At 63.7% G+C, this 20,852-nt stretch carries 22 protein-coding genes; 16 read left to right on the top strand and 6 right to left on the bottom strand.

Going from position 1 to position 20,852, the window contains the following annotated elements; translation table 11 throughout:
• The first annotated feature begins 61 nt into the window (after nt 1–61).
• The 5 genes from aspS to A3E77_RS17685 all read left to right on the top strand — a co-directional run bounded on the left by aspS (nt 62) and on the right by A3E77_RS17685 (nt 4,978).
• Nucleotides 62–1,843, top strand: coding sequence for an aspartate--tRNA ligase (gene aspS, locus A3E77_RS17705; RefSeq protein WP_293648423.1), 1,782 nt, complete (start codon nt 62–64; stop codon nt 1,841–1,843).
• Nucleotides 1,844–1,846: 3 nt separating this feature from the next.
• Complete coding sequence (locus A3E77_RS17700) at nt 1,847–2,722, top strand: alpha/beta hydrolase (RefSeq protein ID WP_293648420.1); 876 nt, start codon at nt 1,847–1,849, stop codon at nt 2,720–2,722.
• Between the two features lie 92 nt (nt 2,723–2,814).
• Nucleotides 2,815–3,600 carry a polyphosphate kinase 2 family protein gene (locus A3E77_RS17695; protein WP_293648417.1) on the top strand — a complete coding sequence of 262 codons (786 nt, stop codon included), beginning with the start codon at nt 2,815–2,817 and terminating at the stop codon, nt 3,598–3,600.
• 67 nt (nt 3,601–3,667) lie between these two features.
• Nucleotides 3,668–4,204 (top strand): J domain-containing protein, encoded by a 537-nt coding sequence (locus A3E77_RS17690; RefSeq protein ID WP_293648414.1) that lies wholly within the window; start codon nt 3,668–3,670, stop codon nt 4,202–4,204.
• Between the two features lie 246 nt (nt 4,205–4,450).
• Complete coding sequence (locus A3E77_RS17685; RefSeq protein ID WP_293648411.1) at nt 4,451–4,978, top strand: FKBP-type peptidyl-prolyl cis-trans isomerase; 528 nt, start codon at nt 4,451–4,453, stop codon at nt 4,976–4,978.
• Nucleotides 4,979–5,014: 36 nt separating this feature from the next.
• Here the strand turns inward: A3E77_RS17685 and A3E77_RS17680 are convergent, their stop codons facing one another.
• Genes A3E77_RS17680 through pyrE form a run of 6 tightly spaced genes read right to left on the bottom strand, consistent with a single transcriptional unit; the run spans nt 5,015 to nt 9,115 of the window.
• A complete protein-coding gene (locus A3E77_RS17680) occupies nt 5,015–6,124 on the bottom strand; it encodes an AI-2E family transporter (RefSeq protein WP_293648408.1) in 1,110 nt (369 codons plus the stop codon).
• 18 nt (nt 6,125–6,142) lie between these two features.
• Entirely contained in the window at nt 6,143–6,979 is an 837-nt protein-coding gene (gene lepB, locus A3E77_RS17675; protein ID WP_293648405.1) for a signal peptidase I, read from the bottom strand.
• A 7-nt stretch (nt 6,980–6,986) separates the two neighbouring features.
• Nucleotides 6,987–7,388 carry a holo-ACP synthase gene (gene acpS, locus A3E77_RS17670; protein WP_293648402.1) on the bottom strand — a complete coding sequence of 134 codons (402 nt, stop codon included), beginning with the start codon at nt 7,386–7,388 and terminating at the stop codon, nt 6,987–6,989.
• Nucleotides 7,389–7,391: 3 nt separating this feature from the next.
• Nucleotides 7,392–7,739, bottom strand: coding sequence for a Rap1a family protein (locus A3E77_RS17665; RefSeq protein WP_293648399.1), 348 nt, complete (start codon nt 7,737–7,739; stop codon nt 7,392–7,394).
• A 45-nt stretch (nt 7,740–7,784) separates the two neighbouring features.
• On the bottom strand, nt 7,785–8,528 hold the full coding sequence (locus tag A3E77_RS17660; RefSeq protein ID WP_293648396.1) for a pyridoxine 5'-phosphate synthase: 744 nt from the start codon (nt 8,526–8,528) through the stop codon (nt 7,785–7,787).
• Nucleotides 8,525–9,115, bottom strand: coding sequence for an orotate phosphoribosyltransferase (gene pyrE, locus A3E77_RS17655; RefSeq protein ID WP_293648393.1), 591 nt, complete (start codon nt 9,113–9,115; stop codon nt 8,525–8,527). Before pyrE ends, A3E77_RS17660 begins: the two co-directional genes overlap by 4 nt.
• Before the next feature lie 232 nt (nt 9,116–9,347).
• Here pyrE and coxB point away from each other — a divergent pair, with 232 nt between their 5' ends.
• The 11 genes from coxB to A3E77_RS17600 all read left to right on the top strand — a co-directional run.
• Nucleotides 9,348–10,436 carry a cytochrome c oxidase subunit II gene (gene coxB / locus A3E77_RS17650; RefSeq protein ID WP_293648390.1) on the top strand — a complete coding sequence of 363 codons (1,089 nt, stop codon included), beginning with the start codon at nt 9,348–9,350 and terminating at the stop codon, nt 10,434–10,436.
• Between the two features lie 15 nt (nt 10,437–10,451).
• Nucleotides 10,452–12,122 (top strand): cytochrome c oxidase subunit I, encoded by a 1,671-nt coding sequence (gene ctaD / locus A3E77_RS17645; RefSeq protein ID WP_293648387.1) that lies wholly within the window; start codon nt 10,452–10,454, stop codon nt 12,120–12,122.
• Between the two features lie 60 nt (nt 12,123–12,182).
• Nucleotides 12,183–13,094 (top strand): heme o synthase, encoded by a 912-nt coding sequence (locus A3E77_RS17640; protein WP_293648385.1) that lies wholly within the window; start codon nt 12,183–12,185, stop codon nt 13,092–13,094.
• The gene (locus A3E77_RS17635; protein ID WP_293648383.1) at nt 13,091–13,240 is read left to right on the top strand and encodes a hypothetical protein; all 150 of its coding nucleotides are present in this window, start codon (nt 13,091–13,093) and stop codon (nt 13,238–13,240) included. Before A3E77_RS17640 ends, A3E77_RS17635 begins: the two co-directional genes overlap by 4 nt.
• Nucleotides 13,237–13,806 (top strand): cytochrome c oxidase assembly protein, encoded by a 570-nt coding sequence (locus A3E77_RS17630; protein ID WP_293648381.1) that lies wholly within the window; start codon nt 13,237–13,239, stop codon nt 13,804–13,806. Before A3E77_RS17635 ends, A3E77_RS17630 begins: the two co-directional genes overlap by 4 nt.
• Before the next feature lie 80 nt (nt 13,807–13,886).
• Nucleotides 13,887–14,762: a cytochrome c oxidase subunit 3 gene (locus tag A3E77_RS17625; protein ID WP_293648378.1), complete on the top strand. Its 876-nt coding sequence runs from the start codon at nt 13,887–13,889 to the stop codon at nt 14,760–14,762.
• A 1-nt stretch (nt 14,763) separates the two neighbouring features.
• Nucleotides 14,764–15,156, top strand: a complete 393-nt coding sequence (locus tag A3E77_RS17620; RefSeq protein ID WP_293648375.1) for a DUF983 domain-containing protein — start codon at nt 14,764–14,766, stop codon at nt 15,154–15,156.
• Nucleotides 15,149–15,802 carry an SURF1 family protein gene (locus tag A3E77_RS17615; RefSeq protein WP_293648372.1) on the top strand — a complete coding sequence of 218 codons (654 nt, stop codon included), beginning with the start codon at nt 15,149–15,151 and terminating at the stop codon, nt 15,800–15,802. Before A3E77_RS17620 ends, A3E77_RS17615 begins: the two co-directional genes overlap by 8 nt.
• Before the next feature lie 27 nt (nt 15,803–15,829).
• Entirely contained in the window at nt 15,830–17,227 is a 1,398-nt protein-coding gene (gene thrC / locus A3E77_RS17610; RefSeq protein WP_293648369.1) for a threonine synthase, read from the top strand.
• Nucleotides 17,228–17,231: 4 nt separating this feature from the next.
• A complete protein-coding gene (locus A3E77_RS17605; RefSeq protein WP_293648654.1) occupies nt 17,232–18,110 on the top strand; it encodes a class I SAM-dependent methyltransferase in 879 nt (292 codons plus the stop codon).
• Nucleotides 18,111–18,278: 168 nt separating this feature from the next.
• On the top strand, nt 18,279–20,852 hold a 2,574-nt coding region (locus A3E77_RS17600), incomplete at its 3' end, for a TonB-dependent receptor (protein WP_293648366.1).

Raw genomic sequence — 20,852 nt, 5'->3', positions numbered from 1 at the left:
AGGCGCGGCCGTATCGGCGCGTTTTTTCGGCGCGCCTCCCCGGACATTGAAAGACGATCAAATGCACGCCTATCGCACCCATAATTGCGGCCAGCTTCGCGCCGAACAGGTCGGCCAGACCGTCCGCGTCTCGGGCTGGGTGCATCGCAAGCGCGACCATGGCGGGCTGTTGTTCGTCGACCTGCGCGATCATTATGGCCTGACCCAGATCGTCGCCGACAGCAGCGATGCCGTGTTTGCGACGCTCGACGGCCTGCGCGCCGAAAGCGTCGTGACGATCACCGGCGACGTCGTCGCGCGCTCGCCCGAAACGGTGAATGCGGGCCTGCCCACCGGCGAAATCGAAGTGCGCGCACGCGATGTTACGGTCCAGTCGGCGGCGATCGAACTGCCGATGCCGGTCGCGGGTGAACAGGAATATCCCGAGGATATCCGCCTGAAATATCGTTTCCTCGACCTGCGCCGCGAGCGGCTGCACGCCAACATCATGCTGCGCTCGAACGTCATCGCTTCGCTGCGCCGCCGCATGGTCGGGCAGGGCTTCACCGAGTTTCAAACCCCGATCCTGACCGCCTCTTCGCCCGAAGGTGCACGCGACTATCTGGTGCCGAGCCGCGTCCACCCCGGCAAATTCTACGCGCTGCCGCAGGCGCCGCAGATGTTCAAGCAACTGCTGATGGTCGCGGGCTTCGACCGCTATTTCCAGATCGCGCCCTGTTTCCGCGACGAAGACGCACGCGCCGACCGCTCGCCGGGTGAGTTCTACCAGCTCGATTTCGAGATGAGCTTTGTGACCCAGGACGACGTCTTCAACGCGATCGAGCCCGTGCTCGCGGGCGTGTTCGAGGAGTTTGCCAACGGCAAGTCGGTCACCCCGGCCGGTTCGTTCCCGCGCATCCCGTATCGCGAATCGATGCTGAAATATGGCAATGACAAGCCCGATCTCCGCAACCCGCTGATCATCAGTGATGTGTCGTCGCACTTCACCGGATCGGGCTTCGGACGTTTCGCCGACATCGTGGCTGCGGGCGACGTTGTGCGCGCGATCCCGGCGCCGGGGACGGCCGAGAAAAGCCGCAAATTCTTTGACGATATGAACAGCTGGGCGCAGGGTGAAGGCTTCGCCGGGCTTGGCTATGCGACGCGCAAGGGCGGCGAATGGGGCGGTCCGATCGCCAAGAACCATGGCACCGACAAGATGGATGCGCTTGCCGCCGAACTGGGCATTGGTCCCGACGACGGCCTGTTCTTTGCCGCGGGCAAGGAAGCGGTGGCGGCCAAGCTGGCCGGGTTCGCCCGCACCCGCGTTGCCGAGCAGCTGGGCCTGATCGACCCCAACAAGTTCGAGATGTGCTGGATCGTCGATTTCCCGATGTTCGAGGCCGACGAGGACACCGGCAAGATCGATTTCAGCCACAATCCGTTCAGCATGCCGCAGGGCGAGCTGGAGGCCCTCGAAACCAAGGACCCGCTCGACATCCTGGCGTGGCAATATGACATCGTGTGCAACGGCGTCGAGCTGTCGTCGGGCGCGATCCGCAACCATCGCCCCGACATCATGTACAAGGCGTTCGAGATCGCGGGATACAGCCAGGCCGAAGTCGATGCGAATTTCAGCGGCATGATCAACGCTTTCAAGTTCGGGGCGCCGCCGCACGGCGGATCGGCGCCCGGCGTCGACCGCATCGTGATGCTGCTCGCCGACGAGCCGAACATCCGCGAAGTCGTCGTCTTCCCGATGAACCAGAAGGCCGAAGACCTGATGATGAACGCGCCCGCGCCGGTGAGCGACAAGCAGCTCAAGGAACTGGGCATCCGTATCGTCGACGGCCCGAAGAGCTAGGGCATGGGCGAACAGCCGCGCGAACACCGGCTGGACACGCCGGAGGGCGATATATGCTGGTTTGAATGGGGCAGCCGTTCGGACCGGCCGTCGCTCCTCTTGCTCCACGCGACCGGCTTTCACGCGCGCTTGTGGGACCAGCTTGTCGCCGCTTTGCCCGCGGGGACGCATGTCGTGGCGCCCGACCATCGCGGTCATGGGCGCAGCTATCGCCCCGCGACCCTCGCCAATTGGGCGGCGAATGCCGATGTGCTGTTGCCGTTGCTCGACGGCTTGGGCGGGCATCCGATCGTCGGTGCCGGGCATAGCATGGGCGCCTATATTTTGACCCGGCTTGCGGCGCAGCGGCCGGCCGCCTTTGCGCACCTCGTTCTCATCGATCCGGTGATCATGGACCCGGCGCTATACGAAGGCGAAGCCGCGCGCCCGATCCCCGATCCCGCCGAGCATCCGGTCGCGCGCCGCCGCAACGCGTGGCCCAGCGCCGAAGCGATGCGCACCCGTTTTGCCGACCGGCCGCCCTATGCCAATTGGGACCCGCGCGTGCTCGCCGACTATTGCACCTACGGGCTGCTTCCCGCCGCGGATGGCGATGGGGTTGAACTGGCTTGCCCACCGGCGCTCGAGGCATCGGTGTATCAGAATGCGCTGCGCACCAACCCGCACGAATGGTTGCATTATCTCGCTGCGCCGTCGATCGTCATCCGCGCGCCGACGGGCGAGCGCGGCGGCCCGCTCGATTTTTCGCTGAGCCCCACATGGACCGGGCTCGGTGCGGCGATCGGCGCCGAACGCGACGAACTATGGGCCGAGCACAGCCACTTCATCCCGATGGAAGCCCCCGCACGCGTCGCGGCGCTGCTCGCCGAACGGCTCTGACCGCGTAAGAACCGCGGGGCATCCTGTGCCAGAAAATGACATCGCTGCATCGCCCTTGGAAGGATGGGCCGGGTTGCGCTAGGGAAGGCGCCATGACCATTTCGCTTTCCGATTATGAAGCCGGCGCCAAATATGATGGCGACTATTCCGACGCCCTCGACGCGCTGCAAGAGCGGCTCGAGCGGGTGCAGGCGGCGCACATCACCCACGGCCAGCGCAGCATCATCATGTTCGAGGGCTGGGATGCGGCGGGGAAGGGCGGCATCATCAAGCGGATGACCGCCATGCTCGACCCCCGTTTTTTCGAGGTGTGGCCGATTAGCGCACCGACCGACGAGGAAAAGGCGCGTCATTTCCTGTGGCGTTTCTGGAAACGGCTGCCCGGTAACCGCGAAATCTCGATCTTTGACCGTAGCTGGTACGGCCGTGTCCTGGTCGAACGTGTCGAAGGCTTTGCAACCGAGGCCGAGTGGCGCAAGGGATATGACGAGATCAACGAGTTCGAGGCACAGCTGACCGGTAGCCGCACCAACCTCGTCAAGATTTTTGTCCATGTGACGCAGGCGGAACAGGACAAGCGCTTCGCCGAACGGCTCGACGATCCGTGGAAGCGGTGGAAGACCGGCGCTGAAGATTATCGCAACCGCACGAAGCGCAAGGAATATCTTGCGGCGATGGACGATATGTTCGCGCAGACGAACACCCGCTGGGCACCGTGGAAGGTGATCGACGGCAACAACAAGAAGGCGGCACGTATCGCCGCGCTGACCTATGTCGCTGACGCGCTGGAAGCCGCCGTGCCGATGACGCCGCCCGATCCCGACCCCGCCGTGGTCAAGCTTGCGGGCAAGGCGTTCGGTTACAAGCCCGGCAATTAGCGGCGAACCCTCGGTTTTTCGACCTTCCTAGCTAGCAATTGCGCGCCCCAGCCGCTACATGGGGACGATGAGGCGCGCCAAGAGATCCGATGACTGGGGTTTTCCCCGCTGGCGCCCCTATGGATCGAGCACCGAGGCGCAGAAGGTTCGCCTTTGCGACCGTCACGGCTGCGCCAACCCTGGCAATTGCCCGGCGCCCAAATCGCCGAACAGCCCCGAACGCTGGTATTTCTGCGAAACCCACGCGGCCGAATATAATCGCGGCTGGGACTATTTCGAGGGATTGAGCGCCGAAGATGCCGCGGCGCGCGCCGTCGAGGAAGAACAGGGCGCGCGCAGCTATGCCCGGGCGCAGCATTATGCGTGGGGCGGATCGGGCGACGGCAGCCGCAGCGCCGACGAGATGCGTGCGCTCGAAATTCTCGACCTTGAACCCGACGCCGATTTCGACGCGACGAAAAAGGCGTGGCGAAACCTCGCCAAGGAATGCCACCCCGACGTCAAGCCCGGCGACGCCGACGCCGCGAAACGCTTTGCGGCGGGGCAGGCGGCGTTCGAGGTGCTGAAACAGGCCGAAGAACGCAAGAGCTGGAAGCCCGCGTAGCGGCTATATTCCGCGTTGGAGCGTGGGCAGCGCGGCTGCCGATCGCTGTCCCGTTCCATGCCGTCGCCCCCGACTATATCGGCGGTGACGATGCCGGGGAAGTCAACGTCCGCTTCACCACTCCCGCGCTGGCTTCGCAGGATAAGCGCCGCGCGTGCATATTGCCTCTGGACCGGCGCGCGCCGCTCCGCCTATAGGCCTCGCCAGCATTTCGCCCCGGCCGGGGCAGCGGAAGGATCTCTGAAAATGAGCGTAACGACGGTTCCATTGCGTCCGGTGAGCAAGGGCGGCCTGTGGCTGATGTGGTTCGGCCTTGCAGCCTTGCTCGTCGCCGGTGCAGCCTTCGCCTGGCACATGACCCCGCGCATCGGGTTCGAGGTCGTCAAGGAAGGCACCGGGCCGAGCCCGACCAAAGCCGACGTCGTGCTGGTGAAATATGAAGGCAAGCTAGACGACGGCACCGTTTTTGACGCGAACGAACAGGCGCCGATGCAGGTTGCAGGGGTTGTTCCGGGCTTTTCCGAAGCGTTGACCCGTATGAAAAAGGGCGGCGAGTATAAAATCACCATTCCCGCCCAACTCGGCTATGGCGACCGCGCGGTCGGACCGATCCCGGCGGGCAGCACGCTGCATTTCGACGTCACGCTGCTCGACTTCCGTTCGGAGGCCGAAGTTCGCGCGATGCAGCAGCAGATGCAACAGATGCAGCAAATGCAACAGCAAGGCGGTCCGGCTGGACCTCCGGGCGCGCCCGCTATGCCGCCGCAGCAATAAGCGACACAGCCTGACGAAGGCCGAAGCGGCGGCGGGTTAGGAGCCCGTCGCCGTTTTCGTTTCGGCGTTGCCTGCGTTGCGTTCAGCCTCTCGTTCCAACGCGACCTTGATCATCGCGACGATCGGGTCGGCGAGGAAGAGGCCCATCAGGCCGAGCAGCGCGCCGAACAATATCTGTGCGCCAAGGACGAGGGCGGGAGCGAGGTCGACCGTCTTTTTCGCGACCATCGGCACGATCAGATAACCGTCGACCGTCTGGACGATGAAATAGATGGCGATGGCCCAGAGGCCGGTGTCGGTACCCGCCGAGAAGCCGACGAGGACGAGCAGCACGCCCGAGACGATCGCGCCAATATTGGGAATGAAGGCGAGGAGGCCGGTGAGCAGGCCCATCAGCGCCGCCATCGGAATGCCGACGGCAAGGCAGGCGAGCCAGGTGCCGACGCCTTCGACGAGCATGCCGAGCAGGCGTCCCGCCATCAGACGGCGGAGGGTGAAGCCCATGCGCGCGGTGGTGATGTAGAAATTCTCGCGGCTCTTCATCGGCAGCATCCACGCGACGCCGCGTTCGTAAAGGCGCGGCTCGATCGCGATAAAGATACCGAGGACGATGATCATCACCAGGCTGGTGAGGCCGCCAAGCACCGATCCGACCGCCGCGGTGACACGCCCGAATGTGCCCGCAAAATTGTCCGAGATGGTCTTTGTGTCGAGCTGGAAATTGCCCATGCCATGGTCGCTGGCCCATGCCGCAACCCTTTCGATCTGCCCCATGACGACCGTCTGTAAGGTCGCGGCCTGATCGGCGATTTGCGAGCCCGCGAACATCGCAGTCCAAACCATGAAGACGAGGAGCGAAAGGCAAACGATCAGCAGCCGCCAGCCGCGCGCGATCGGCAGGATGCGGCCCAGCAGCCGCGTACCGCCATCGAGCATCGACGCCATGACGATCCCGGCGAAGATCAGCAGGATCGGTTGGATCAGGATGATGCACACGCCGATCAGCAGCGCCAGGCCAAGCCATATGCCTGCTTTCAGCAATTCGGTCCTGACCGGCTGGCTGCGAATCTCGGTGGGGCCGGGGGCTTCCTTGTGCGTGTCGGCGCCGGCGGCGCGTGTCCCGGTTGTTTTCCTTGTCGCCGCCATCGCTTTTCCCCCGTTGTGCTAGTCGCTTTGACGCTCGGGTCGCAGGTCGGTTCCCGCACGGCCCGATCGCAAGGCATTAAACCAGCTCAACGGGTTATACCATTCGGCCGTTCCGTCGGTCGAAAAACTGACGATCTCGGCGCGTCCGGCGATCGCGTCGAACGGCACGGGTCCGCCAAGACCTTTCTGGTTCGTGCCGACCCGGCTGTCGGCGCTGCCGTCGCGGTTGTCGCCCATCAGGAACAGATGGTTCGCGGGGACGGTGACGGGACCATAATCGTCGGTCGTGTAGCCGGGCCCCATGTCGATCGTGTCGAACGTGGCGCCGCCGGGCAGCGTTTCGCGGACGATGGGAAGTTCGAGCACCTCCTTGCCATCGGTGCCGCGGCCGATGAAGCGATAGAGGCTGCTGTCGGGGCCGGGCAGGTTCGGGTCGACCGGGATCGTCAGCATCGGCTGGACCTCGCGCTTCACCGGCTTGCCGTTGATGCTGAGCTCGCCGTTGGTGAGCTGGACGCGATCGCCAGGCAGGCCGATCACGCGCTTGATATAGTCGATGCGCGTCACCGGATGTTCGAGGACGACGATATCACCACGCTGCGGCAGCTTGCCGAACAGGCGACCTTCGACCTTGGGCGCGAGGTGGAAGCTGACCGACGAATAGGACCAGCCATAGGGATATTTGCTGACGATCAGCCGGTCGCCGTTGCGCAGCACCGGCATCATCGAATCGGATGGGATATAGAAGGGTTTCGCGACGCAGCTGTGGATGCCGAGCACGAGCAGCAATATCACCACGATATCGCGGATCAGCTTGCCCCAGCCCCCGTCATCCTTCGTCTTTCCCTTCGCCATTATAACCTCAGTCCTTGATTGCTTCGATGATGACAAAGGCCTGCGCCCACGGATGGTCGTCGGTCAGCGTCAGATGGATATGCGCGCTATGCCCCGGTGGGATCATCGCCGCGAGCCGTTCGGCCGCGCCGCCGGTCAGCGCCAGCGTCGGCGCGCCAGAGGGCGCATTGACCACGCCGATGTCCTTCATGAACACCCCGCGTTTGAAGCCCGTGCCGACGGCTTTCGAGAACGCCTCCTTGGCGGCGAAACGCTTGGCATAGGTCCCCGCGCGGGTGAACGGCCGCCGGGCCGCCTTCGCGCGCTCGATATCGGTAAAGACGCGATTCTCGAACCGCTCGCCAAAGCGGTCCAGCGAGGCCTGGATGCGTTCGATATTGCAGAGGTCGGAGCCGAGGCCGATGATCATAGTTCAGACCTCGCATCTTTCCTTCAGCATCGCCCGCAACCACGGCTCGGCGGGCGACATAGAGCTGTAATCCACCGGCCCGTTCACGCTTTCGCGGACGGCGGCGATCAGCTGGTCGGTCGTCGCGCGCCAGTCGCATGGCGGTATGATTCGGCCATTTTTCAGCTTGAATTCAGTGGCGAAGTAGCGATCGACGACCGCCCGGATATAGCCGCGGCATTCGCCGGCAACCCCGCGCGATGCCGGGTCCTCGGCGTTTTCGAGCTTTTCGTCGCACATGTGTTGGAGGGTTGAAACGCCGAGAAAGGGAGGCGGCATCGCCAGCGATCGGGATTGCGCGGGATGCGACACGACAAATATCATGCCGAGCAGAAGGGTCCGAACGCCCCGGTGCATCTACCGCGCCTCGTCCATCAGGTCGCGCATCCGGCGCACCGCGTCTTCCAGCCCGGTAAAGATCGCCTCGCCGATCAGATAATGGCCGATGTTGAGTTCGGCGAGTTGCGGGATCGCCGCGACGGGCACGACATTCTCATAGGTCAGGCCGTGGCCGGCGTGCGGTTCGATGCCGTTCTTCCATGCCAGCGCGGCGGCGTCGGCAAGACGGCGCAACTCGGCGGCGCGCTCCTCACCCTCGACGTGCGCGTAACGGCCGGTGTGAAATTCGACGACGGGCGCGCGCAGCCGCATCGCGGCTTCGATCTGGCGCGGATCGGGTTCGATGAACAGGCTGACGCGGATGCCGGCGTCGTTAAGCCGCGCGACGATGGGGGCGAGGTGATTGTGTTGGCCCGCCGCATCGAGCCCGCCTTCGGTCGTGCGTTCTTCGCGTTTTTCGGGGACGATACACGCCGCATGCGGTTTGTGGCGCAGCGCGATCTCGAGCATCTCGTCCGTCGCCGCCATTTCGAGGTTCAGCGGAAGGTCGGTCGCGGCCTGGATGCGCGCGAGGTCGTCGTCGCGGATGTGGCGCCGGTCCTCGCGCAGATGTGCGGTGATGCCGTCGCCGCCGACCGCCGCGACGATCTCCGCCGCGCGCACCGGATCGGGATGTTCGCCCCCGCGCGCGTTGCGGATCGTCGCGACATGGTCGATGTTGACGCCGAGCCGCAGGCGGTGCGGGGAGGGGACGGCGTTCAAGCCGCGACGCTCCGGCTGCCGGGCTTGACGGCTTGCGTGCCCTCAAGTTCAGGCGGCAGTTCGTCGGCGGCATAGGTCGGGAAATTGATCGCGACGAGCGGATAGAAGGGCACGCCGAGGTCGATGTTGCTTCCGGCCGAACGGTCGACGAGCGCGGCTTCGGCGATGACTTCGCCGCCCGCGGCGCGGACCGCATCCATCGCTTCGCGCGACGACAGGCCGGTGGTCACCACATCCTCGACCATCAGAACCTTGGCGCCGGGTTCGATCGTGAAGCCGCGGCGCAATTCAAAGGTGCCGGTCGGACGCTCCACGAAAATCGCGGGCTTGCCGAGCGCGCGGCCCATTTCATGCCCGATGATGACGCCGCCCATCGCGGGCGAGACGACGATGTCGATGGCCTGCTTCAACTCGCGCGGCAGCCTGGCGGCGAGCGCGACGGCCAGCCGTCCGGCGCGTTCGGTGTCCATCAACACGCGCGCACATTGCAGATAATATTCGCTGTGGCGGCCCGAGGAGAGCAGGAAATGGCCTTGCAGCAAGGCGTCGGCGGCGCGGAATTCGGCCAGGATTTCGTCATCGGTCATGGGAGAATTGTTCTTTTGTCCAGTGCGTCGCCTGTGCCAGGCGACCGGGTTTTGGCGGCAGAGATTATCCAGCCGCAAAATAGTGTTAGAGATGCTTGAGGCAAGCGGCAAGCGGGTCTATAGCGCCCGCGAGATTCAGCCTCTTTCCGGCTGCCGCGACGCGTGTCCGGCCGCTATCGAAAAGGGGGTGGGGCATCGATAAGAACAACAGGCAACGGGCGGCACTATCCTTATGAAGAGCTTGAAAACCCTTGTAATTGCGGCGGCTTTGTCGCTTGGCGCGGTGGGCGCGGGCCATGCCCAGACCCCGGCTTCGCCCGCAGCGGCTCCGGCCGAAGCACCCGCTGCAACGGCTGTGGCGAATCCGGCTCCGGCCGCCAATGATACGGCGGCACCGGCCGCGACCACCGCCGCGGTTCCCGCCGGCGATGCAACCTATGTCCCGATGAAGCCGACCCCCGGGGTCGGTCAGCCGGTCGACAAAGGCATTGATTTTCAGCCGCAGGTCAGCCCGATCGGCGAACAGGCCTATTGGTTCAACCATGTCATCCTGCTGCCCGTCATCACGGTGATCACGCTGATCGTCCTCGGCCTTCTGCTTTGGGTGATGTTCCGTTTTCGCGCCAAGGCGAACCCGGTGCCGTCGAAGACGACGCACAACACCTTCATCGAAATCATCTGGACCGCCATTCCGGTGCTGATCCTCGCGGTGATCGCGGTGCCGTCGATCCGTCTGCTCGCGGCGCAATATGAACCGCCGAAGAAGGACGCGCTGACGATCAAGGTCACCGGCTATCAGTGGTATTGGGGCTATGCCTATCCCGATCAGGGCATTGGCGAATATGTCTCGAAGATCCTGCCCAAGGACAAGGCCGAAGCGGCGGGCGAGCCCTATCACCTCGCCGTCGACAACCGCATGGTCGTCCCCGTCGGCCGCCAGGTAAAGCTGATCATCACCGGCGCCGACGTGATCCACAGCTTTGCGGTCCCCGCTTTCTGGACCAAGATGGATGCGGTCCCCGGCCGCGCCAACGAAACGACCTTCACCGCGAACAAGGTCGGCGTCTATTACGGCCAGTGTTCGGAACTGTGCGGCGTCGATCATGGCTATATGCCGATCGCCGTCGAGGTGCTTCCGGTCGACAAGTGGGAAGCATGGGTCCGCTCGAAAGGCGGAAACCCGGCTGGTCCGGTCGCCGCGGCACCCGCTGCCGCTGCACCGGCCGCGGCACCCGCCGCAACGCCGGTCGCCGCCACGACCACTGCACCCGAAGCTGCGCCCGCAGCGGCGCCCGCCGCCGCGCCGGCTGCCAAGAATTAACAAGGGGTCCGACAGATGACCGATATCGCAGCGACTGCACCCGCGCACGGCCACGGCCACGCGCATGACGACCATGATCACGACACGCCCGGCTTTTTTGTCCGCTGGTTCATGTCGACGAACCACAAGGACATCGGCACGCTCTACCTGATCTTCGCGATCCTCGCGGGCATCATCGGCGGCGCGCTGTCGGGCATGATGCGCCTCGAACTCGCCGAACCCGGCGTCCAGTATCTGGGCGGCTGGGCGAGCGCCCTCGGCGGCGGAGCCGACGAGGTTGCGGGCAAGCATTTCTGGAACGTGATGATCACCGCGCACGGCCTGATCATGGTGTTCTTCATGGTCATGCCGGCGATGATCGGCGGCTTCGGCAACTGGTTCGTGCCGCTGATGATCGGCGCGCCCGACATGGCCTTCCCGCGCATGAACAACGTGTCCTTCTGGTTGACCGCCGTGGCGTTCGTCATGCTGGTCGGATCGATGTTCGTTCCGGGCGGCAGCGGCAATGGTGCCGGCACCGGCTGGACCGTCTATGCGCCGCTGTCGACCAGCGGTTCGGCTGGTCCCGCGGTCGACATGGCGATCTTCTCGCTCCACCTTGCAGGCGCGGCGTCGATCCTGGGTGCGATCAACTTCATCACCACCATCTTCAACATGCGCGCACCGGGCATGACGCTGCACAAGATGCCGCTGTTCGTGTGGTCGGTGCTCGTCACCGCTTTCCTGCTGTTGCTCGCGCTGCCCGTTTTGGCCGCCGCGATCACGATGTTGCTGACCGACCGCAACTTTGGCACCACCTTCTATGATGCGGCAGGCGGCGGCGATCCCGTGCTTTACCAGCATCTCTTCTGGTTCTTCGGCCACCCCGAAGTGTATATCATGATCCTGCCGGGCTTCGGCATCGTCAGCCAGATCATCTCGACCTTCAGCAAAAAGCCGGTGTTCGGCTATCTCGGCATGGCCTACGCCATGGTTGCGATTGGCGTCGTCGGTTTCATCGTGTGGGCGCACCACATGTTCACGGTCGGCATGAGCGTGAACCTGAAGATGTACTTCACCGCCGCCACGATGGTCATTGCGGTCCCGACGGGCATCAAGATCTTCAGCTGGATCGCCACCATGTGGGGCGGTTCGATGACGTTCAAGACGCCGATGATGTGGTCGCTCGGCTTCATCTTCATGTTCACCGTGGGCGGCGTGACCGGCGTCGTGCTTGCCAACGGCGGCGTCGACACCAATTTGCACGACACCTATTATGTCGTCGCGCACTTTCACTATGTGCTGTCGCTGGGCGCGGTCTTCTCGCTCTTTGCCGGCTTTTATTACTGGTTCCCGAAGATGTCGGGCCGGATGTACAGCGAGCTGCTCGGCCAGCTGCACTTCTGGGTCTTCTTCATCGGCGTGAACGTCATGTTCTTCCCCCAGCATTTCCTGGGCCAGCAGGGCATGCCGCGCCGTTACCCCGATTATGCGGAAGCCTATGCCTATTGGCATTACATCTCGTCGTTCGGCTATGTCATCATGGCCGCCGGCATGGTGTTCTTCTTCGTGAACATTCTCTACTCGCTGTTCGCGGGCAAGAAGGCCGCCGACAACCCGTGGGGCGAAGGCGCGACGACGCTCGAATGGACGCTGTCGAGCCCGCCGCCGTTCCACCAGTTCAACGAACTGCCGCGTATCGCCTGATTTGTGCTGCCCCCTGCTGCCTGACGGCAGGGGGCGCACGATTTTCGGGCCGGAGTAAATATGGCGCAGAGCCTGACCCACGGCGAAACGGCGCTTCCCGCCGATTGGCGCGACCTGTTCGCGCTGACCAAGCCGCGCGTGATGTCGCTGGTGGTGTTTACCGCCCTGTGCGGCCTGCTCGCGGCGCCGGGTGACGTGCCGCCCGTGCTTGCTTTCTCGTCGATCCTCGCGATCGCGCTGGGGGCAGGGGCTTCGGGGGCGCTCAACCAATGGTATGAAGCGGGGCTCGACGCCAAGATGAAGCGGACCGCGGGCCGACCGCTGCCCGCCGGGCGGCTCGATCCGCAGACGGCGTTGCAGTTCGGCGTCGGCCTGGCGGCCTTTTCGCTGTTCCTGATGCTGTTTGCCTCCAACTGGCAGGCGACGCTGCTGCTCGGCGTTTCGATCCTCTTTTACGTTTTCGTCTATACGATGTGGCTGAAGCCGCGGACGCCGCAGAATATCGTTATCGGCGGCGCGGCGGGCGCCTTTCCGCCGCTGATCGGCTGGGTCGCCGCAACGGGGGCGGTCGCGCCGTTGCCGGTGCTGCTGTTCCTGCTGATCTTCCTGTGGACGCCGCCGCATTTCTGGGCGCTGGCGCTGTTCGTTCGCTCGGATTATGCTGCGGCGGGCATCCCGATGATGCCGGTGGTCGCGGGCGAGAAATCGACGCGGCGCCAGATCCTGCTCTATGCGCTGATCATGGCTGCTGCGGCGATCGCGCCCTGGCCGCTGGGCTATACCGGCGCGCTCTATGGCTGGACCGCGGCGATCCTGTCGGCGGTGTTCGTGGCGCTGTCGATCCAGGTCGGCACGCGCACGACGGGCGAGGGCGACCTGATGCAACCCGAAAAGCGCCTGTTCGCTTATTCGATCGCCTATCTTTTCATATTGTTCGGCGCTGTCGTTGCCGACCATTGGTGGCCGCTATGACCGAAAAACCGAATCCCGAACCCTTTGACGAGGCCGAATATCGGCGCCGTCAGCGCAGCCGCGCGAACATGATGGCGTGGATGCTGGGTGCACTGGCGATCCTCTTTTTCTTCATCACCATTGCGAAGATGCAGATTTTCTCATGATCGGGCGCTTGTCTCCGAACGCAAGGACAGCAAGCTTTGCGGCGCTGATTGCGGTCGCGATGACGGGCCTTGGCTTTGCCGCGGTGCCGCTTTACGACCTGTTCTGCCGTGTCACAGGCTTTGGTGGCACCACCCAGCGTTACGATCCGGTCGCCGCCGCGGCCGAGCCCGAGATATTGAGCCAGACGATTTCGGTCCGTTTCGACGCCAATGTCTCACCGAACCTGCCGTGGAAATTCTATCCCGAACACCCGCGCGACACGGTCAGCGTCGGCGCGCGCGACATGGCGATCTTTATCGCCGAGAATAATTCTGCGCGCCCGGTTGTCGGGACGGCGAGCTTCAATGTGACCCCCGATCAGGCGGGCAAATATTTTACCAAGATTCAGTGCTTCTGCTTCACCGAACAGCGGCTGGAGCCGGGGCAGCAGATGCGTATGCCGGTGTTGTTCTTCGTCGATCCCAAGATCATGGACGATCCCGACGCGCGCGACGTGCAGGAAATCACCCTGAGCTACACCTTCCACCCTGTAGATGCGGTAGACGGGGGTAAAAAGGCGAGCTAAGGCCGCCAACAAGAGTCTAACAAGACCGGCAGATGATGGGGAATCGTCATGCTGGGGCTGCTAAAAACGGGAAAAACGCCATGTCCGGTGCGAAACATCATGACTACCACCTCGTAAATCCCAGCGTCTGGCCGCTCATCGGCTCGGTTGCTGCCTGTGTGATGTTCTTCGGGCTCGTCATGGCAATGCACGACGACTATTTCGGCGGCATCGGCAAATGGGTCCTTGGCCTCGGCTTCATGGGCGTCATCGCGACCTTCTTCAGCTGGTGGTCGGATGTCATCAACGAAGCCCATGCCGGTGACCACACTCCGGTTGTCCAGCTGCACCTGCGTTACGGCATGATCCTGTTCATCGCATCGGAAGTGATGTTCTTCGTGGGCTGGTTCTGGGCGTGGTTCGACTTCTCGCTGTTCCCGGTTCCGATCGAATATGCCGAAGGCGCGGTCACGTCGCTGTTCGGACAGGAGGGCGCCGACGCGATCGCCATGTGGCCGCCGAAGGGCATCGAAGTCATCGACCCTTTCTCGCTGCCGCTGCTCAACACGCTGATCCTGCTTTGCTCGGGCACCACGATCACCTGGGCGCACCATTCGCTGATCCACGGCGACCGCGAAGGGTTGAAGAAGGGCCTGTGGCTGACGATCATCCTCGGCGTCATCTTTTCGATGATCCAGGCTTATGAATATGCCCACGCCCCGTGGGGCTTCGGGCAGAGCAACTACAGCTCGGCTTTCTACATGGCGACCGGCTTCCACGGTTTTCACGTGCTTGTCGGCACGATCTTCCTGATCGTCTGCCTGGCGCGGACCTACAAGGGCCACTTTACCCCGACCCAACATTTCGGTTTCGAGGCGGCGGCCTGGTATTGGCACTTCGTCGACGTCGTGTGGCTGTTCCTCTTCATCATCGTCTATGTCTGGGGCGGCTGGGGCGCGCCGGTCGCCGCGCACTAAATTGCCGACTGGCGACCATATTCAAAAGGGGCAGCCGCCAGTCTGGCGCGCTGCCCTTTTTGGTCTCTGCCCCGAATGCGGTGCGTCGACCCTTTTCGACGGGGCGGTAAAGTTCGAGGCGCGGTGCCGCGTCTGTTCGCTCGATTACAGTCGCTACAATGTCGGCGATGGCCCCGCGGCCTTTCTTACTCTGATCATCGGGGCGCTGCTCATCGCGATCGCGCTCACCCTCGACGCGTTGGTGCGGCCGCCGATCTGGGTGCATATCATCCTGTGGGTTCCGCTGACCGCCGCGGCGGTCGTCTATGGCCTGCGCGTCGGCAAGGGTGCCTTGCTGGCGAGCGAACATCAGCGTCAGGCGGCCGAGGGTCGCAAGGTGGACACGGATGACTGAATCCTCCGTACCGGCAACCGAACCCACACGCGGCTGGCCGCTGATCCCGACGCTGCTCGTGCTCGTCGCAGTGGCGGTCATGGTTGCGCTCGGGGTCTGGCAGCTCCAGCGCAAGGCGGAGAAAGAGGCGCTGATCGCGCTGTTCCAGCGCAATATGGCGATGTCGGCTACGGTCGCCTATCCCGAACTGCCTCCCGTTTCCGAGAATTTTCTTTACCGCAAGAGCAGCGTCGTCTGCCTTGAACCCGTGCGCTGGGACCAGCGCAGCGGCACCGATCGCCGGGGCAAGTCGGGCATCCGCATGATCGCCGATTGCCGGACGGGCGCGGAGGGGCCGGGGGTGCTGGTCGATGTCGGGATCGGTGACGGTTTCACGCCGCCCAAATGGAGCGGCGGGACGGTGCAAGGAACGATCGTGCCCGGCCCCGAACAGCCGACCGTGATGGAGCGCGCGATGGACAAGGCGGTCCCTGCGCGCGCGATGCTCGTCGCCGACGTGCCCGTCGCCGGGCTGCGTGCCAGCGCGGTGCCATCGGCCGACGACACGCCGAACAACCATTTTGCCTATGCGGTGCAATGGTTCCTGTTCGCCGCCGCGGCGCTCGTCATCTATATATTGGCGGTCCGTCGCCGCTTGCGGCCGTGAGCCTCCACCGCTAGGCGCATTTGCGTCATGGACTATATCAGCACCCGCGGCTCCGCGCCGACCCTCGACTTTCGTGCCGCAACCCTTGCGGGCCTTGCCAGCGACGGCGGCCTTTATGTGCCGTCGAAATGGCCGCAGATGACGGTTGAGGATATCCGCGCGCTCGCTGGGCTCGACTATGCCGAAACCGCGGTGCGGATCATGCGGCCCTTCGTTGAGGGGGTGCTGGCCGAGGATGAGCTGCGCGAGCTTTGCCGCGCCGCCTATGGCCGTTTCAGCCATGATGCCGTGACCCCGCTTGTCCAGCTCGATCATCGCCACTGGCTGCTCGAACTGTTCCACGGCCCGACGCTGGCGTTCAAGGACGTCGCGTTGCAATTGCTGGGGCAATTGTTCGAGAAATTTCTTGCCGGCGGCGATACGAACATCATGATCGTCGGCGCGACGTCGGGCGATACCGGATCGGCAGCGATCGAAGCGGTCGCAGGCCGCGAGCATATCCAGATTTTCATGCTGCATCCCGAGGGCCGCGTCAGCGACGTCCAGCGCCGCCAGATGACGACGGTGCTGGCGCCCAACGTCCACAATATCGCCATCGACGGCAGCTTCGACGATGCGCAGGCGATGGTGAAGCGGCTGTTCGACGACCAAGAGGCGCGCGGCCAGGTCAATCTGTCGGCGGTGAACAGCATCAACTGGGCGCGGCTGATGGCGCAGGTCGTCTATTATTTCTATGCCGCGGTCCGGCTTGGCGGTCCTGACCGCCCGGTCGCCTTTTCGGTGCCGACGGGCAATTTCGGCGATGTGTTCGCAGGCTATGTCGCGGCGCAAATGGGCCTTCCTATCGCAAGGCTTGTGGTCGCGACCAACGTCAACGACATCCTTCACCGCGCGCTGACCAGCGGCGACTATAGCGCGGGCACGGTCACGCCGACCGCGACACCGAGCATGGACATCCAGGTCAGCAGCAATTTTGAACGCCTGCTGTTCGACCTTGCGGGGCGCGACGGCGACGCGATCACTGGCATGATGGGCGAGTTCGACACGAACCGCGCGATGACGATCCCCGCCGACATGCTGGCCGGCGCGCGCGACCTGTTTTCCAGCGCGAGCATCGACGGCGACGCGATGGCGCTCGCGCTGCGCTGGGCGCAGGAGCATGGCGGGCAGATCATCGATCCGCACAGCGCCGTCGGCCTTGCGGCCGCACGCGCGCTCGAAATCGACGCCGACATCCCCGTCGTCACGCTCGCGACGGCGCATCCGGCGAAGTTCCGCGAAGCGGTCGAGCGCGCGACGGGCGTGCGGCCGCCGCTGCCCGCGCGCCTCGGCAACCTGTTCGACCGCGAGGAACGCTATACCCGCCTGCCGGGCGACTATGACGCGGTAAAAGCCTTTGTCCTTGCGGAAGCCGCGCGTGGCTGATTTGCTGCCTCTGGTCACGCTCGTCGGCGAAGCGTGGGACGATTATGGGCTGGTCGACAGCGGAAACGGGCGCAAGCTGGAACGCTATGGCCGCTTTCGCTTCATCCGCCCCGAACCGCAGGCGATGTGGGCGCCCGCGCTGCCCGCCGGCGAATGGGAAAAGGCCGATGGCGAATTTATCCCGGCGTCGGACGATGATGGCGGTGGCCGCTGGTATTACAACAAGCCCGTTCCCGCCGAGGGCTGGCCGCTGGGCTGGCGCGAAACGCGCTTCACCGCCCAATGCACGCCGTTTCGGCACCTGGGCTTTTTTCCCGACATGGCACCGGTGTGGGATTGGCTGCGCAGCCAGATCGCCGACAAGGCGGACCCGGCGTTCCTGAACCTGTTCGGCTATACCGGCGTGGGCAGCCAGGCGCTTGCCGCCGCAGGCGCGTCGGTCACGCATGTCGATGCGTCGAAAAAGTCGGTGGGGCAGGCGCGCGAGAACGCCGACCTCGCGGGCATGGCTGACAAGCCGGTGCGCTGGATCGTCGATGATGCGGGCAAATTCACAGCGCGCGAGGTGCGGCGCGAGCGGCGCTACGATGCGATCCTGCTCGACCCGCCGAAGTTCGGCCGCGGGCCCGGCGGCGAACGCTGGCAGATTGAGGAGGGGCTTGGGCCGCTGCTCGCCGACTGCCGCCAATTGCTCGACGCCGACAGTCGTGCGCTGTTCCTGACAGTCTATGCGGTGCGCATGTCGGCACTCGCGATCGGGGAGCTTCTGGCGCAGCTGTTTGCCGACCTGCCGGGCAGGGTCGAGTGCGGTGAGTTAGTGGTCCGCGAAGAGGCGCGGGGACTGCTGCTTCCCACCGCCATTTTTGCGCGCTGGAGCCGCTGACACCCGCGCGAGCGTCGTTCATTCTGCATACGTTTGCGGCATAAATCTGTCATATTGTGACCCAAATGCCACAGCCGATGCGTTGACAATGAGAACGTTCCCATTTAGATAACGTTCACATAACGGGAATGCCGCCAGCAAAAGAGCGGCTATTTGGGAGGAATAGGGATGCGGGCGTCTCAAAAATACTGGCTTGCCAAATTTCTGGTGGGAACGTCGGCGCTGTCCTTGATGGGCGCGGCGCAGACGGCGATTGCGCAGGATGCGCCGCCGGCCGACGAGGTGAATGGCGACGAGATTGTCGTGACCGGCATCCGGGCCAGCCTTGCCGCGTCCGCCGACATCAAGCGCGAGGCGCAAGGCGTCGTCGATGCGATTTCGGCCGAAGACATAGGCAAATTCCCCGACACCAACCTCGCCGAATCGCTTCAACGCATCACCGGCGTGTCGATCGACCGCTCGAACGGCGAAGGCTCGCTCGTGACCGTCCGCGGCTTCGGTCCCGAATTCAACCTGGTCACCGTCAACGGCCGCCAAATGCCGACCGCGCTGATCGGTGGCGGCGACGGCGCGCCCTCGTCGCGCTCTTTCGACTTTGCCAACCTGGCGTCCGAAGGCATTGCGTCGGTCGAGGTTTACAAGAGCGGCCGTGCGACGATCGAGTCGGGCGGCATCGGATCGTCGATCAACATCCGCACGCCGCGCCCTCTCGACAATCCGGGCATGCGCGGCAGCCTGTCGGTCAAGGGCGTGTATGACTCGTCGCGGAACCAAGGCAATCCGATTACTCCCGAAGTGTCGGGCATTTTTAGCACCACCTTTGCCGACGACACGATCGGTATCATGGTTGCGGGGTCATACCAGAAGCGCAAGTCGAGCACGAACACCGCGAATGTCGGCTGGCGCGACGGTTATCTGGGCAGCGAAAACAATTGGGGTTCGCTGGCGCAGCCGGGGACTCCGCGCGCTGCCAACATCACCAACCGGCCCGACCCGACCGATGTGTATCAGGTCCCGCAGAACGCGTCCTACGACCTTAACGATGTCAATCGCGAGCGCATCAACGGGCAGGCGGTTCTACAATTCCGTCCGAGCGACGCGTTCACCGCGACGGTCGACTATATCTATTCGCGCAACACCGTCGAAACGCGCAACAGCAATGTCGGCGTGTGGTTCAACCATGAAGACACGTCGAGCGCCTGGACCGATGGCCCCGTTGCCGGCCCGCTGTTCTACAGCGAACGCTTTGCGGCACCCACCGGGGTCCCCGGTCCCAATGCGCTCTATGGCGGCAAGGATCTTTCGTATAGCGGCGCGCTGACCGAGAACCGCGCCGAAAACAACTCGATCGGCGTCAATCTGGAATGGCAGGGGCCGGGCGGCGTCACATTCGAGCTCGATGGTCATCATTCGACGGCAGAGGTTAATCCGGTCAACCGCTTCGGGTCGAGCATGTCGCTGGGCAACGCGGTCTTCGGCGTCCAGAATCAGACGATCAACTTCGAGAACGACCTGCCGATCATTTCCTATGGCATGTATCCGGGTATCGACCCGCTGGACACGTCGCTGATCACCCCGACCGGCAACGCGTTCCGCAACGCATTCTTCCGCAACCGGATCAACCAGGTGCAGTTGCGCGGCCAATATGACCATGATGGCGGCTTTCTGGACAGCATCGATTTCGGCGTATCTTATGTCGACAGCAAGGTGCGTTCGGCGTTCGGCACGATCCAGAACGACGATACCTGGGGCGGCGCCGGTCCGGCGTCGAGCATCCCCGACGATATCTTCTCGCTCGTGACGCTGCCGGACAAATTCCCGGGGCTTGCCCGCGACGGGATGATCCAGAGCTTTTATACCTTCGATTTCGAGCGGATGGCCGATCTGGTCGAACAGAATTTCCAGACGTGCAGCAATCCGGCGACGGGATCGGCGCAGCCAGGCACTTGCCTTGCCAATTTCAACACCGATCGGCGTATTTCTGAAAAGACGCTTGCGCCCTATCTGCAAGTCGGCACGGTGTTCGACCTGTTCCAGAATCCGGCGCACTTCCGGGCGGGTATCCGGTATGAGACCACCGATATTTCGTCGGCGGCCTTGGTGCCCGTACCCACCACGACCCGCTGGATCGGCGACAATGAATTCAACGTGGTCTTTTCAAACGAAAGCGATTTCACGCGCTTCAAGGGGTCCTACGACAATTGGCTGCCCGCATTCGACTTCGACATGTCCCCGATGGAGGACGTCAAGCTGCGGGCATCATATAGTCACACGATTACGCGCCCCGACTATGCCAGTATGCAGGGCGGACGCACGATCGACACCTTGTTCCGCGTCGGCGGCGGCACGGGCGCGCAGGGCAATCCGGGGCTGATCCCATACAAGTCGAAGAATATCGACCTGTCGGCGGAGTGGTATTACGGGCGCGACAGCTATGTGTCGGTCGGGTATTTCCACAAGGATGTGAGCAATTTCATATCTTCAACCCGCATCGACTCCAGCGCATTCGGGCTGACGACGCCGGTAAACGGGCCGCGCTGGAATGCTGCAATCGCTGCGCTTGGCGCGGATGCGACGGTGGCCGACATCCGGCAGTATATCATCACGACATTCCCCGACACGGTGACGGGCAATATCATCAATGCTGCACCGGGCGATCCGCTGGTCAATTTCGAGATTACGACGCCGATCAACAGCGACCAGAAGGCATCGATCAACGGCTGGGAATTCGCGCTCCAGCAC

Source organism: Sphingopyxis sp. RIFCSPHIGHO2_12_FULL_65_19 (genome assembly GCF_001830555.1).
Taxonomy (GTDB): domain Bacteria; phylum Pseudomonadota; class Alphaproteobacteria; order Sphingomonadales; family Sphingomonadaceae; genus Sphingopyxis.
This window is presented reverse-complemented; position numbering and strand designations above follow the sequence as displayed.